12 protein-coding genes are annotated in these 13,942 nt (G+C 68.0%); 3 read left to right on the top strand and 9 right to left on the bottom strand.

The window, feature by feature from the left end; all coding sequences use genetic code 11:
- Positions 1–85 precede the first annotated feature (85 nt).
- A complete protein-coding gene (locus NX1_RS17225) occupies positions 86–709 on the bottom strand; it encodes an NAD(P)-dependent oxidoreductase (RefSeq protein ID WP_068059895.1) in 624 nt (207 codons plus the stop codon).
- A 161-nt stretch (positions 710–870) separates the two neighbouring features.
- Positions 871–1,956, bottom strand: coding sequence for an epoxide hydrolase family protein (locus NX1_RS17220; RefSeq protein WP_068059893.1), 1,086 nt, complete (start codon positions 1,954–1,956; stop codon positions 871–873).
- 94 nt (positions 1,957–2,050) lie between these two features.
- Between NX1_RS17220 and NX1_RS17215 the strand changes: the two genes are divergently transcribed.
- Positions 2,051–2,698 carry a TetR/AcrR family transcriptional regulator gene (locus NX1_RS17215; protein ID WP_068059890.1) on the top strand — a complete coding sequence of 216 codons (648 nt, stop codon included), beginning with the start codon at positions 2,051–2,053 and terminating at the stop codon, positions 2,696–2,698.
- Between the two features lie 72 nt (positions 2,699–2,770).
- On the opposite strand, the gene NX1_RS17210 is transcribed toward NX1_RS17215, so the two are convergent.
- Together NX1_RS17210 and NX1_RS17205 are read right to left on the bottom strand one after the other, a co-directional pair.
- Positions 2,771–3,565: a thioesterase family protein gene (locus NX1_RS17210; protein ID WP_068059887.1), complete on the bottom strand. Its 795-nt coding sequence runs from the start codon at positions 3,563–3,565 to the stop codon at positions 2,771–2,773.
- A 283-nt stretch (positions 3,566–3,848) separates the two neighbouring features.
- Positions 3,849–5,093, bottom strand: coding sequence for a KasA/KasB family beta-ketoacyl-ACP synthase (locus NX1_RS17205; RefSeq protein WP_068059884.1), 1,245 nt, complete (start codon positions 5,091–5,093; stop codon positions 3,849–3,851).
- A gap of 39 nt (positions 5,094–5,132) precedes the next feature.
- Here NX1_RS17205 and NX1_RS17200 point away from each other — a divergent pair, with 39 nt between their 5' ends.
- Positions 5,133–5,687: a TetR family transcriptional regulator gene (locus NX1_RS17200; RefSeq protein ID WP_068059881.1), complete on the top strand. Its 555-nt coding sequence runs from the start codon at positions 5,133–5,135 to the stop codon at positions 5,685–5,687.
- Between the two features lie 55 nt (positions 5,688–5,742).
- Here the strand turns inward: NX1_RS17200 and thiC are convergent, their stop codons facing one another.
- Together thiC and NX1_RS17190 are read right to left on the bottom strand one after the other, a co-directional pair.
- On the bottom strand, positions 5,743–7,386 hold the full coding sequence (gene thiC, locus NX1_RS17195; protein ID WP_068059877.1) for a phosphomethylpyrimidine synthase ThiC: 1,644 nt from the start codon (positions 7,384–7,386) through the stop codon (positions 5,743–5,745).
- A 241-nt stretch (positions 7,387–7,627) separates the two neighbouring features.
- The gene (locus NX1_RS17190; RefSeq protein WP_068060041.1) at positions 7,628–8,101 is read right to left on the bottom strand and encodes a VOC family protein; all 474 of its coding nucleotides are present in this window, start codon (positions 8,099–8,101) and stop codon (positions 7,628–7,630) included.
- A gap of 156 nt (positions 8,102–8,257) precedes the next feature.
- On the opposite strand from NX1_RS17190, the gene NX1_RS17185 reads away from it, so the two are divergent.
- A complete protein-coding gene (locus NX1_RS17185) occupies positions 8,258–8,941 on the top strand; it encodes a TetR/AcrR family transcriptional regulator (protein ID WP_068059872.1) in 684 nt (227 codons plus the stop codon).
- Between the two features lie 17 nt (positions 8,942–8,958).
- On the opposite strand, the gene NX1_RS17180 is transcribed toward NX1_RS17185, so the two are convergent.
- The 3 genes from NX1_RS17180 to NX1_RS17170 all read right to left on the bottom strand — a co-directional run bounded on the left by NX1_RS17180 (position 8,959) and on the right by NX1_RS17170 (position 13,745).
- Positions 8,959–11,238 (bottom strand): MMPL family transporter, encoded by a 2,280-nt coding sequence (locus NX1_RS17180; RefSeq protein WP_068059870.1) that lies wholly within the window; start codon positions 11,236–11,238, stop codon positions 8,959–8,961.
- A gap of 135 nt (positions 11,239–11,373) precedes the next feature.
- Positions 11,374–12,534 (bottom strand): fumarylacetoacetase, encoded by a 1,161-nt coding sequence (gene fahA / locus NX1_RS17175; protein WP_245668541.1) that lies wholly within the window; start codon positions 12,532–12,534, stop codon positions 11,374–11,376.
- A gap of 14 nt (positions 12,535–12,548) precedes the next feature.
- Positions 12,549–13,745, bottom strand: a complete 1,197-nt coding sequence (locus NX1_RS17170; RefSeq protein WP_068060031.1) for a homogentisate 1,2-dioxygenase — start codon at positions 13,743–13,745, stop codon at positions 12,549–12,551.
- Positions 13,746–13,942: the final 197 nt, after the last annotated feature.

Here is a 13,942-nt window from a genome sequence, read left to right as displayed (position 1 = left end):
CGCACACAGGGTTCACACGCCCCACATAAGCGCAGGCTGTGAGGGGCGTGTGGCCTGTGTGGGAGATCGCTTTCGATGCGCGGCATCAGTTCGAGATGCCCGGCGTCAGGTGCAGATAGGTCGAATCGGTGAGTTGTTCGAGCAGGAAGTCGGCGATGTCGGCTCGCGCGATCTTCAGGGTGAGCCCGCGCTCGGACCCGGGGAACCCGCGCCGGTAGCTGCCGGTGCGCGGTCCGTCGGTGAACGCGCTCGGCCGCACGATGGTCCAGTCCAGATCGCTGGCTCGCACGTACGCCTCCTGCTCGACGTGGTCGTTGTAGGCGCGGCGCAGCAGCAGGCCGAAAAACACGTACTTCCAGAGGAAGTCGAGGTTGTCGCGGCTGTCGCCGACGCCGAGGGTGCTCTGGCAGATCAGCCGCTTCACGCCGGTCCGGTGCATCGCCTCCACCACCGATTTGGTTCCGGCGTAGCGGACCAGGCCCTTGCGACCGTCGCCCAGCGCGATCAGCACCGCGTCCTGACCGGCGACCGCCCGCTCGGCCTGGTGCGTGTCGAAGACGTCGCCCTCCACCACGCGCAGGCGCTCGTGCCGCTGGGTGACGCCCGCCGCGTCGCGGGTGAAGGCGGTGACCTCGTGACCCTGCTCGAGCGCCTGCTCGACGATCAAGCGGCCGACGCTGCCGGTGGCTCCGAAGACTGCGATTTTCATGGTGTTCTCCTTCGCGGTGAAAGCTGTTGTGCCGTTGGTGAATCCAGTACATCAACGGGAAGCGAGACGAACCATGGCCGTGACTCTCGATGACATAAGCGAACGTCCACACGTCCCGGCGCGCACCCGGGAACGGATGCGCGCCGCTTCGGACTGCGGGGCTACCGGTACACCGCGAAGAACGCGGTGATCTCGCCCGCGATCAGCTCGGGCGCCGAGTGGTGCAGGTAGTGGGTCGGCACGTCGTGGGTCCGCCAGGACACGATGGCCTTGTGGTCGCGGTCGGCGAAGCGGCGGATGCCGTGGAAATCGCCGGTGGAGCCGCAGAGCGCCAGCGGGACGGTGGTCGGCTCGGACGGTTGCTGCGCCTTCGCGTTCTCGAAGTACTGCCGGATCGCCGAGCCCGCGGTGTTGGTGAACCAGTGGATCGCGATGTTGGTGAGCACGAATTCGTCGTCCAGGTCGGGGCCGAGCAGCTGTGCGTTCCAGCCGACGAGCCCGGTCGGCGAGTCCGAGATCGCGTGCGCCAACGTCTGCGGCTGCTGCGCCTGGAGGATGTTGAAGCTCATCTTGTTCTGCGCGAACCACTCCAGCGTCGCAAGCGACTGTTGCTCGTCCTCGGTCAGGTCGGTCAGCTCGGCCGGATCGCCGGACGGGAACGAGTACACCTGCGAGACATGCACGCCCGCGACGTGTTCGGGATCGACCCGGCTGATCTCGGCGGAGATCTGCGCGCCGCCGTCGTTGCCGACCGCGCCGTAGCGCGAGTACCCGAGCCTGCTCATCAGCTCCGCCCACGCCTTGGCGATTCGGGTGTTGTCCCAGCCGGATTCCTTTGTCGGGCCCGAGAATCCGTATCCGGGGACGGAGGGGATCACCAGGTCGAAGCCTGCCGCGGAGAGCGGATCGACGATGTCGAGGAACTCGACGAAGGTGCCGGGCCAGCCGTGGCTCAGGATCAGCGGAAAGGCGTTGTCCCGAGGTGATTTCACGTGCAGGAAGTGCACGGTCTGGCCGTCGATCTCGGTGGTGAACTGTGGGTGGGCGTTGATCTTCGATTCCACCGCGCGCCAGTCGAATCCGTCGCGCCAGTAGTCGACCAGGTGACGCACCCGATCGACGCTCACTCCGTAGCTGTCGCCGGAGCCGGGGATCTGATCGGCCCACCGGGTCCTGGCCAGCCTCGACTGGAGGTCGTCGAGCTCGGCCTGCGGGATGTCGATGCGGAAGGGGGTGATGGTGGCCATTGGGCGCTCCTTGTTCGAAACGGAAACGGAATGCTTCGTTCTGTTTAAACCGTAACAGAACGGATCGTTCCGTTTCAAGTGCTAAGCTGAAGTCATGTCGAAGACGCAAGAAGTCGCAGCTCGCAAGGGTCTGCCCGGCCGCAAGGCGCAGGCCGCGCGCAACGACGGGCTGATTCTGGAAGCGGCGCGGGCCGTGTTCCTCGCCGACGCCAACGCGCCGATCGCCGCCGTCGCGGAGCGGGCGGGCGTCGGCATCAGCGCGCTGTATCGCCGCTATCCGAGCAAAGAGGTGCTGCTGCGCACCCTGTGTCACGAGGGGCTGCGTCGCTACAACGCGGAAGCGGATGCGGCACTGGAGGATCCGGATGGATGGCGCGGATTGGTCGGCTTTCTCGAGCGGGTGGTCGACGCCGACGTGCACTCGCTCGCCGTGCACCTGGCAGGCACCTTCACCCCCGACGACGCGATGTGGCCCGACGTGGTGCACGCGGGGGAGGTCAACGAAGAATTGATCCGACGCGCGCACGACTCCGGGCGGCTTCGGGCGGAAGTGAATCCGCTGGACCTCGGGCTGATCCTGGAGGCTTGCTCGGCGATCGCCATGCCGGACGCGGAACGCACCGCCCAGCTGCGCAGGCGGACGCTGGCACTACTCGTCGCGGGTCTCGAGGTGGAGGGTGAGCTGCCCGGCCCGCCCCCCGAGCCCGGTGAGTTCGCCTGGCGCTGGCAACCGCGCGGGTGAAGTGACCCGCCCGCGACCATTCCTACGACGGCAACGGCTGGGCGATCCAGCAGATCTCCGCCGGGCCGTAGCTCAGCGGATGCCGAGGTAGAGCGTCTGGGTGCTGCGCCCGAGCGGGCCCTTCTCGTCGAACAGCGCCGATTCGGCCAGGCCGATACCGTGCGGCTGCGGGTAGGTGACCGCGTCGAGGCAGACCCATTCGCCCACCGGCTGGCGGTGCAGGGTGACGGTGAGATCGGTGTTGATGAACAGGTAGCGGTTCCAGTCGAGCACCGCGCTGACGCCGTTGCCCGAGTCGGCGGCGGCGAGGGTGCGCTCCAGCGGGCTCGGGGCGGTGCCCGCGACGATCGGATACTTCAGCCGAATCCAGCAGATCGCCGGTCCGGGTTCGCCGAAAGCGCCTGTGACGAAACGGTATTCGATGCCGGTGTGGAAGCCGACCTGGTGTGACGTCGGGAACGGCGTCGGTGCGGGCGCGTGGTCAGGACCTGGACGCGCGCCCGCCGGATGGAATTCCTCCGGCAGCGTCAGTTCGGGCTCGGCGAGCTTGAACCGCCAGGCATTGGCTTTCATGACCGGCCCGCGCTCGGTCGACAGCGTCGCCTCCACCAACTCGACGCTGCGCCCCGGCCGAGTCACCCTCGCCTCGGCGAACAGCGGCTGCAACGGCACGGGCCCGAGAATCTCTACCGCGACCCGCCCGACCTGGAACCCCTCGCGCGGCTCGCACCGCTCGATGACGTGCCCGAGCAGCGCCGACGGCGGCCCCGCGTGCTGAGCGTCGGGCGACCACGGCCCGCGCGTGAGTTCGGTGGAGATGAACCGCGTCGGGTCGTCCGGATCCGGGAGGTAAAAGGCGTCGCTCACGTTGTCGTCCGTCCCTCGGCCGGCGCCGCTGCCGGTCGTCGAATAGTTCGTCCGGTTAACGATTCTGCCACGCGCGCCGAGCGACCGAACGGGCTGGACAGCGCGTGCGTGACCAGCACGATGGTTGGCGGGACAGGATCGGCCGTGCGTCCGCTGGTAGTGGCGCGCGAGCGCGGGTGGCTTACCGGCCGACGATGTCCCGAGTCGGCGGCTCGATGCGGCGCGTGCCGCAGCGCGCGATGACGCGGTTGTGGCGTGATCGCCCGGTCTCGGGGCGGATGGCTCAGGCGCGGCCGAAGGTCAGCGCGACGTTGTGGCCGCCGAAGCCGAAGGAGTTGTTCACCGCGTAGTCGATCCGCTGCCGCCGCGGCGCGCCCGCGACGATGTCGAGGTCGATGTCGGCGGCCTGATTGTCGAGGTTGAGGGTGGGCGGGACGATTTGGTCGCGCAGGGTGAGCATCGTCAGAATGGATTCGAGCGCGCCGACCGCGCCGATGGAATGCCCGAGCGCGGATTTCGGCGCGTAGACCGAGGCGTGCGGGGTGACGGCGGTGATGGCGTTGGCTTCCGAGGCGTCGCCGATCGGTGTCGAGGTGGCGTGCGCGTTGACGTGGGCGATGTCGGAAGTGCTCAGCCCGGCCGTCTCGATGGCCTTGCGCATGGCCCTGGCCGCGCCGACGCCCTCCGGGTCGGAGGCGACGATGTGGAAGGCGTCGGAGGTGATGCCGGCGCCGAGCACGCGGGCGTGGATCTCGGCGCCGCGCGCCCTGGCGTGCCGCTCGGATTCGAGCACCATGAGCGCGCCCGCCTCGCCGAAGACGAAACCGTCGCGATCCCGGTCGAAGGGCCGCGAGGCGCGTTCGGGTTCCTCGTTGCGGGTGCTCATCGCGCGCATCATGGCGAAGCTCGCGATCGGCACGGCGTGGATGTGCCCCTCGACGCCGCCGGTGACCACCACGTCGGCCTCGCCGGAGCGGATCAGCCGCCACGCGTGCGCGATCGCCTCCGAGCCCGAGGAGCACGCCGAGACGGGAGCGAAAACGCCTGCCTTGGCGCCGATTTCGAGGCCAACCGTGGCGGCCGGACCGTTCGGCATCACCATCGGCACCGACATGGGAGACACCTTCCGGTAGCCGCCCGCGCGCATGGCGTCGACGGCGTCGATCAGCGCGTCGCCGCCGCCGAGGCCGGTGCCTATGGCCACCGCCAGCCGCTCGCCCTCGACCTCCGGCGCGCCCGCCGCCTGCCAGACCCGCCTGCCGAGGACCAGGGCCAGCTGCTCGACGTACGAGTGCCTGCGCTGCTCGATCCTGCTCAGCTGCGCGGACGGATGCACCTTCAGCTTGCCGCCGATGCGAACCGGCAGGTCGAATTCGGTGACGAAGTCGTCGTCGAGCACGCCGATGCCCGTCCGCCCTCGCAACAGCTCCGACCAGGTCGTATCCATGTCGTCGGCGAGCGAAGTGGTGGCCGCGTAGGCGGTGACGACGACGGAATCCGCAGTTTCTGAAGCGAGTGTTACAGTCACGGTGTCATGAATACCTGTAGCACTCGCTACAGTCAACTCATGGGCCGCCCACTCGACCACGCCAAACGCGCCGAGCTCCTCGCCGGCGTCGTCGACTACATCGCCGCGCACGGCCTCGCCGAACTCTCGCTGCGCCCGCTCGCCGCCGAGCTCGGCACCAGCTCGCGCATGCTCATCTACTACTTCGACACCAAGGAAGAGCTGCTGGTCCAAGCCCTCGCGACCCAGCGCCCGGACATCAGAGCCCTGTTCGCCGACATCGCCGACGCCGCGGCCCTGCGCGCCCGCCTGTGGGATTTCTGGCGCGCGAACACCACCGGCGCCGGTGCGACCAGCGTGCAGGTGATGCTGCAAGTACTCGGCGCGGCCTGCGCGTCCGACGGCCCCTATGCCGCTTACGCCACCGACGCCATCGGCACCTTCGTCGCCGCGCTTGCCGAAGGGCTGCGCGGGTTCGGTGTGGATGATGCGGAAGTTGTTGCGACGCTCCTGGTTTCAGGCTTGCGGGGGATACTTCAGGATCGCGTCATAACAGGAGACGTCAGCCGTACCGACAAGGCCGCGCGGCGTCTGATCGAGAGCACCGTGCGCTAGACGGCAAACGCCCGCCTCGACCGGAGCGGTCGAGGCGGGCGCAACCGAGAAGAACCTACGAAACCACCGGCAGGTAAACCTGTTTCCCGGAATCCGCGAACTCGGCGGACTTCTCCGCCATGCCCGCTTCGATGGCCTCCACGTCGGTGAGATTGTTCTTCTCCGCGTACTCGCGCACGTCTGCGGAGATGCGCATGGAGCAGAACTTCGGGCCGCACATGGAGCAGAAGTGGGCGGTCTTGGCGGGCTCCGCCGGCAGGGTCTCGTCGTGGTACTCCCGCGCGGTGTCGGGGTCGAGCGAGAGGGCGAACTGGTCGCGCCAGCGGAATTCGAAACGGGCCTTGGACAATTCGTCGTCGCGCCGCTGAGCGTGCGGGTGGCCCTTGGCGAGGTCGGCGGCGTGCGCGGCGATCTTGTAGGTGATCACGCCGACCTTCACGTCGTCGCGGTTGGGCAGGCCGAGGTGCTCCTTCGGCGTGACGTAACAGAGCATGGCCGTGCCCGCCTGGGCGATGATCGCGGCGCCGATGGCCGAGGTGATGTGGTCGTAGGCGGGCGCGATGTCGGTGGCGAGCGGGCCGAGGGTGTAGAATGGCGCCTCCTCGCACAGCTCCTCCTCGAGCCGCACGTTCTCCACGATCTTGTGCATCGGAACGTGGCCGGGGCCTTCGATCATCACCTGCACGCCATGGGATTTCGCGATCTTCGTCAGCTCACCGAGGGTGCGCAGCTCGGCGAACTGGGCCTCGTCGTTGGCATCCGCGATGGAGCCGGGACGCAGGCCGTCGCCGAGGGAGAAGGTCACGTCGTACTTCGCCAGGATCTCGCAGAGTTCCTCGAAGTGCGTGTACAGGAACGACTCCCGGTGGTGGGCGAGACACCACGCGGCCATGATGGAGCCGCCGCGCGAGACGATGCCGGTGACCCGCTTGGCGGTCAGCGGGATGTAGCGCAGCAGCACGCCCGCGTGCACGGTCATGTAGTCCACGCCCTGCTCGGCCTGCTCGATGACGGTGTCGCGGTAGATCTCCCAGGTGAGCTGGGTCGGATCGCCGTTCACCTTCTCCAGCGCCTGGTAGATCGGCACGGTGCCGACCGGGACGGGGGAGTTGCGCAGGATCCACTCGCGGGTCTCGTGGATGTTCTTGCCGGTGGACAGGTCCATGATGGTGTCCGCGCCCCAGCGGGTGGCCCACACCATCTTCTCCACCTCCTCGGCGATCGAGGAGGACACCGCGGAGTTGCCGATGTTGGCGTTGATCTTCACCAGGAACTTCTTGCCGATGATCGTCGGCTCCAGCTCCGGGTGCTTGTGGTTGGCCGGGATGACCGCCCGACCCGCCGCGACCTCGTCGCGCACCAGCTCGGGCTCGACACCTTCGCGAGCGGCGATGAACCGCATCTCCGGGGTGATGATCCCCTGCCGCGCCCAGGCCAGCTGGGTGGGCGCGCCGTCGACCTGCGGCTTGGCCCAGGTGTCGCGCAGTTTCGGCAGTCCGGCTTCCAGGTCGATGGTCGCGTTGTCGTCGGTGTACGGGCCCGAGGTGTCGTACACGTCGAAGGTGTCGCCGTTGGTGAGATTGACCCGGCGCACCGGAATGCGCAGGTCGTCGACTTCCTGGTAGTGCTTGACGCTGCCCTCGATGGGGCCGGTGGTCACGGTGTCGACGGGCGCGGCGGCGCCGTTGGCGGTGGCCATGCTTCTCCTCCCTACGCCGGCATTACCCGGTCAGGTTCATACGGTCGACGGCCCTCGTTCGCCCTCTCGGGCTAGCCGTCCTCTCAGCCCGCTGGTGCGAGCCCCCGTTGGCGATATGAATTTTCCCGCCCGACCATACCCGCCCGCCGAGCGGACACGCCCGGCGATGACCCGAACCCGCGCGCGATTCGCCCAGGCCGGCGACTCACGACGCGGGATTCGGTGCGGTGAAGTGCGACGGTCAGGAACCCTCGTAGGCGTCCCGCATGGCCTGGACGTCGATCTTCTTCATGCCGAGCATGGCCTTGGTCGCGCGCGCGACCGCGGCGGGATCGCCCTTCATCAGCTCGTTGGCCTGCACCGGCCAGATCTGCCACGGGATGCCGTACTTGTCGTTGAGCCAGCCGCACTCGATCTCCTGCCCGCCGTCGGCGAGCAGCGCGAGCCACAGGCGGTCGACCTCCACCTGGCTTTCGCAGTTGACCAGCAGCGACATGGCGTGCGTGTAGTGGTATTCGCCGCCGCCGTTGATGGCGGTGAACTTCTGACCGTTCAGCTCGAAGTCGACGACCATGGCGAGCCCGGCCTCGCGCGGCCCCGCCTCGCCGTAGTACTGGATGTCGGTGATCTTGGAGTCCGGGAAGAGCGAACAGTAGAACTTCGCCGCCTCCTCGGCCTGGGTGTCGTACCAGAGGTTCGTGACGATCTTCTGCATGGCCATCTCCTCACGTGGGTCGGTCCTCGCCTGTGCAGACTGCCCAGCTCCGCCGAATTCATCGCACGATCGGAGGAAATGTGCGACCGCGGCCTGGGCTCGCTGGGGCCGTTCGACAAGACTTCTTTCTGAAACGACTACCGCTATCGTCGTGACATGACCCGCAGCAAATCCGCCGCGCGGCCCGACCCGGCTCCGGTCCGCCGCCGGATTCGCGGCCTCGACGCCGAGCAGCGCAGCGCGCAGCGACGCAGTCAACTGCTGGAGGCCGCCACCGAACTGTTTGCCGAACAGAGCTTTTCGGGCACTTCGATCGAACAGATCTGCCAGCGCGCCTACGTCGGTACGAAGGGGTTCTACGACCACTTCGACAGCAAAGAAGCCTGCTATGTCGCTCTGGTCGAACAGATCACGGCGCAGGTCCAGCAACGCGTGGCCGAGGTCGCGGCGGAGGTGGCGGGACGCGACTGGTCGCAGCGCGCCACTGCGGTCATCGGCGCGTTCGTGCACGCGATCGCCGACGACCCGCGCCTGGCGAAGGTGACTTTCGGTGAGGCGGCGGGTATTTCGCCGACCGTGGAGAAGCAGCGCAGGGGCAACCGGCGCTGGGCGGCGGCGTTTCTGGACGGCGAATGGTCATCGGGTTCCGCGTCGGACGAGCGCGCGCAGCGGAGACGGCTTGCTCTGGCGCTGGCCACCATCGGCGGCATGTTCGAGCTGATCGCCGATTGGCTGCACCATCACGATGAAGGGGGCGCGCGCGACGACGTGCAGACATTGATCGACGACCTGACCGAATTCGTGGGCGTGGTCTACGTCGGACGCGGTACGCAGTCCTAATACTCTGCCGTGCAGCGCTATTCGCGCACGAGGACCTGATCGGCGGTTTCGGCTACCGCGGTGACGCCCGCGCCTCGCGGTGTCGGAACCTCCGATTCCTCGGACAAGCCGAAGCGCCGGTGCAGCGCCGCAAGGGGTTTGGGCGCCCACCAGTTGGCGGTTCCCATCACCCGCATCAGCGCGGGTGCGAGCAGTGCGCGAATCACCGTGGCATCGCTGAGCACCGCGAGCGCACACCCGATGCCGAACAGCTTCATCGCCGCGACACCGGAACTGGCGAGCGCGAGAAAGACGATGCTCATCAGCAGCGCTGCGGCGGTGAAGATCCGGCCGGTCCTCGCGACACCCATGGCGACGGCGTGGGTGTTGCCGGCCGCGGTCTTCTCGCCCGCCAGCCACTCCTCCCTGATCCGGGAGAGCAGGAACACTTCGTAGTCCATCGACGCGCCGAACGCCAGGCTGAACATCAGGATCGGCATCGCGAGGTCGAGCTTGCCGGTGGGGGTGAAACCCAGCGGTCCTGACAGGTGCCCGTCCTGGAATATCCACACCATGGCGCCGAAGGTGGCGGCCAGCGAAAGAATATTGAGCAGCAAGGCTTTCACCGGAAGCAGCAGACTGCCGGTGAACAGGAACAACAGTATCAAGGTGGTAACGGCGATGAGCGCGGCGGCGAGCGGGAGCCGGTCCGCGATCGCGGAGACCGAATCCTGGTTGAGCGCGGCGGCGCCGCCGAAGAGCACGTCGCCGGGCGCGGGGATCGCCCGGAACTCGGCGAGCTGATCCTTCCCCTTCGTCGAATACGGATCGAGGCGGGTCCCGATGGACAGGAAAGCGCCCGCCGCGCCGGACATGCCGGGCGGCGCCGCGGCGGCGCGCAGTCCGTTGACGTAGACGCCTTCGCTCGACAGCACCGCGGGCACGTCGGCCACCTTGGACAGCGCCGTGGCGTACGCCCCGATCTCGGCCTGGTTGCCGTGGAATCCGGGCAGCACCGCGTAGGTGCTCGCGCCGAGGTCGGCGGAGAAGTCGCTGCGCAGCGCGTCGCCGACCTGGCGGCTCGGCGCGGACTGCGACAGGGCGCGATCATCCGGATAGCCGAAATGCGCTGCCAGGAACGGGGATCCGAGCAGCAACAGCGCGAGAGTCGTGATCACCGCGACCGGGACAGCGCGCTTCATCACCCCGACGACCCATCGGTACCACAGGCTGCGTTCCGGCGCCTGCTCGGCGGGCGCGGGCCGGCCGAGCACGCGGCGCAACGGGACCCGCAGGTCCAGCGAATTCACCCGCTCACCGACCAGCGCCAGAATCGCGGGCAGGACGACGACCGCGGCGCCCGCCGCCGCCGCGACCACCGCCATGCCCGCATAGGCGAACGATTTGAAGAAGTACTGCGGAAACACGGCGAGCGCCGCCAGCGAAAGCGCGACCACCAAGGCCGAATACACCACGGTGCGGCCCGCGGTCTGGATCGAGCGCACCACGGCCGCACCGGAATCCAGGCCGCGGGCCAGCTCCTCGCGGTATCGGCTGACGATGAACAAGCTGTAGTCGATGGCCAGCGCGAGACCGAGCGCGGTGGTCATGTTCAACGCGTACATCGAGACGTCGGTGACCGCCGTCAGCGCCCGCAGAATGCCCAGCGCGGCGGCGATGGCGAACAGGCCGATCGCGATCGGCAGCGCGGCGGCCACCACACTGCCGAACACCAGGATCAGCAAGAGGCCGGTCAGCGGCACCGCGATGGACTCCGCGACGATCAGGTCCTCGCTGATCTGGGCGTTCATGTCCGCGAATACGGCGGCCAGCCCGCCCGCGCGGACGGTGACGCTATCGCCGCTGGTCTGCACCGTCTCGCTGATCTGCGCGGCGCGTTCGCTGAGCTCGCCGTCGTCGCCCTCGATGCTGGCCACGACGATTCCGCTGCGACCGTCCCTGCCGCGCAGCGCTTGTGCCAGGTCGGGCCGCGCCGACCAGTACGACTGGATGCCGCTGACCTCGGGATAGGTGCGCAGCTGGTCGGTCGCCCGCTGCGCGGCCGCCTTCGCCGCCGCACTGTCGACCCCGTCTTCGGCGGTGATCAGCAGGACATAGTTCGGGTCGCCGCCGGTGAAATGGTCGGCGATGAAATCTGCGGCCCGGACCGACTCCAGGTCTCGAGTGACGAACCCGCCGGACTTCATGTGCGATTGCGCGGTCGCCCCGAACAGTCCGCACAACAGCATGAGCAGCAGCGCGAGGCCGAGAACGACGCGTGGGCGCGCGACGGCGAACCGAGCGAGGGTGGTCAACATTGCCGCGGGCTCCCGTCCGATGGGTGATTCACCGAACGGTAAACCGGGTGGTCGACCTAACTGAATCGGCCGGAGTGGTGATGCTGACCACTTCTATAGGCGAAAGTGCGGGCTGTCACGTTCTCTGGGTTGGGGCTATCTGCCGAAGGCGGGCAGAATTCGCCCGCGCACTTCACCGAGTCCGATGCGGGCGGCGCCCGGGCCAGGAGCAGACGCGGTGATCACCACCTCGTCACCATCCTCCAAGAACGTCCGCAGCTCCTCTCCGACGCGAACGTGTTCCTTTCCTCCCCAGGACAATTCGATGAACGAGCCGCGCTGTCCAGGCTCCGGGCCGGAGATGGTGCCCGACGCGAACAGATCGCCGGTGCGGGTCGATGCGCCATTGGCGGTCAAATGGGCGAGCATCTGCGCGGGCGACCAGTACATGCGTCCGTAGGGCGGACGGGCGACGGCGTGGCCGTTCCACTGGACGGTCAGGTCGATATCCAGCCCCCACGGCCGATCGGCGGCTAGATAAGGCAGTGGTGGTGGGGACTGTTCCGGCAGCGCTATCCGCGCCGTGTCGAGGGCGGCCAGCGGCGTCACCCAGGCCGACAGCGAGGTCGCGAACGACTTGCCGAGAAACGGTCCGAGCGGCTGATACTCCCAGGCTTGGATGTCGCGGGCCGACCAGTCGTTGACCAGTGCCACGCCGAACAGGTGGTTCTCGGCCTCTGCGATATCGATCGGCCTGCCGAGTCCGGAACCGACGCCGACGACGAAGCCGAGTTCGGCTTCGATGTCCAGCCGTCGAGCCGGACCGAAATCCGGTGCACCCGAATCGGTTCCGCGCTGACCGTTGGGGCGAACGACTTCGGTGCCGGAGACCACGACGGTGCCCGCCCTGCCGTGGTAGCCGACCGGCAGGTGCCGCCAATTCGGCAGCAGTGGTTCGGCATCCGGACGGAAAAGGCGTCCGAGGTTGGCGGCGTGGTCGATGCTCGCGTAGAAGTCGACGTAGTCGCCGACGCGGATGGGCAGCGACAGCGACACGTCCGCGAGGGAGTGGACCGCCTCGGCGGGTATCTCGGATTCGACCAGTTCGCGCACCCGCTCGCGCACCTCGTGCCAGCGCGCGGGCCCCTGCGCCAGGAACGGATTCAGGTCCGCTGCTACGAAGGTCGAATCTTCCAGCGCCAGAGCGAGATCGACGACGTGATCACCGAACCGCACGCCGACCCGGTGTCCGCCCCCGGACGGCGCGAACACCCCGTAGGGCAGGTTGTCGCGGCCGAACAGGGAATCGTCCGGCACGTCGAGGCGGGTCCTCACCGCGGACCCCGACCCGACCACGTCCACGCGTAGGCGGGATCCTCGCAGGCCAGCGCACCCTCGCCGAGTTCGAGCGGGCGGAAGGTGTCCACCATGACCGCCAGTTCGTCGAAGAACTCGATACCGATGCTGCGTTCGTAGGCGCCGGGCTGCGGTCCGTGCGCGTAGCCGCCGGGATGCACCGACACCGAACCCTGCGTGATGCCGGAACCCTTGCGCGCCTCGTAATTTCCGCCGCAGTAGAACATGATCTCGTCGGAGTCGACATTCGAGTGGTAGTACGGCACGGGGATCGACAGCGGGTGGTAGTCGACCTTGCGCGGCACGAAATCGCACACCACGAAGTTGATCCCCTCGAATGCCTGGTGCACCGGCGGCGGTTGGTGCACGCGCCCGGTGATCGGCTCGAAGTCGGCGATGTTGAACGTGAGCGGATACAGGCACCCGTCCCAGCCCACCACGTCGAACGGATGCGTCGCGTAGACCATGCGGGTGCCGACCACCCGGCCGCTCGCACGGTGCTTCACCAGCACCTCGACGTCGGTCCCCGATTCGAGCAGCGGAGCGTCCGGACCGTGCAGATCGCGCTCGCAGTACGGCGAATTCTCGAGCAGCTGACCGAATTTCGACAGGTAGCGCTTAGGCGGCGTGATGTGGCTCGCGGCCTCGATCGCGTACGCCCGCAGCGGCTCAGGCCCGGCGGGCAGCCAGCGATGGGTGGTGGCGCGCGGAATGAGGACCTGGTCGCCCTGGCGGACGGGCAGCGTTCCGAAGACGGTCTCGACGGTGGCCTCGCCCGCCTCCACGTACACCAGTTCGTCGCCGATCGCGTTGCGGTACAACGGCGACGCGCCCTTGGCCGCGACGTAGGAGATCCGCACGTCGGCGTTGCCGAGCAGCAGGCGCCTGCCGGTCACCGGGTCGGTCTCGGCCGCGACGTCGCCGGGAAACAGCTCGTGCAGGCGCAGATGACGGTGGCGCAGTGGATGGTTCGGCGTCGTCGTCTGGTCCGGCAGCTCCCAGACCGTGGCGTCGACGATCGCGGGCGGCAGCCCGCGGTGATAGAGCAGCGCGGAATCGCCGGAGAAGCCTTCCTCGCCCATCAGCTCCTCGTAGTAGAGCTTGCCGTGCTTGTCGCGGTGCTGGGTGTGCCGCTTCGGCGGCACCGCGCCGACCTGCCGATAGAACGCCATGCTCGCACCTCCCGCCAGATCGCTGGTCGGATCAGTCGATCTCCATCGTAGTGAGCCGACGTCGGCGCCGATCGGGAAACGCGCGCGCATGAATGCAAATCTGCCGCCGTATCGGCCTGTTCGGCGGCATCTCGCCGACAGTCGATCCAACTTGCCGGAGAAATATCGGACCAACTCCGGCCGCGTGCGGAGCTGGC

The sequence above is a fragment of the Nocardia xishanensis NBRC 101358 genome (genome assembly GCF_001613365.1).
Taxonomy (GTDB): Bacteria; Actinomycetota; Actinomycetes; order Mycobacteriales; family Mycobacteriaceae; genus Nocardia; species Nocardia xishanensis.
Note: the sequence above shows the minus strand (reverse complement) of the source record. Positions and strands in the feature narration are given on the sequence as shown.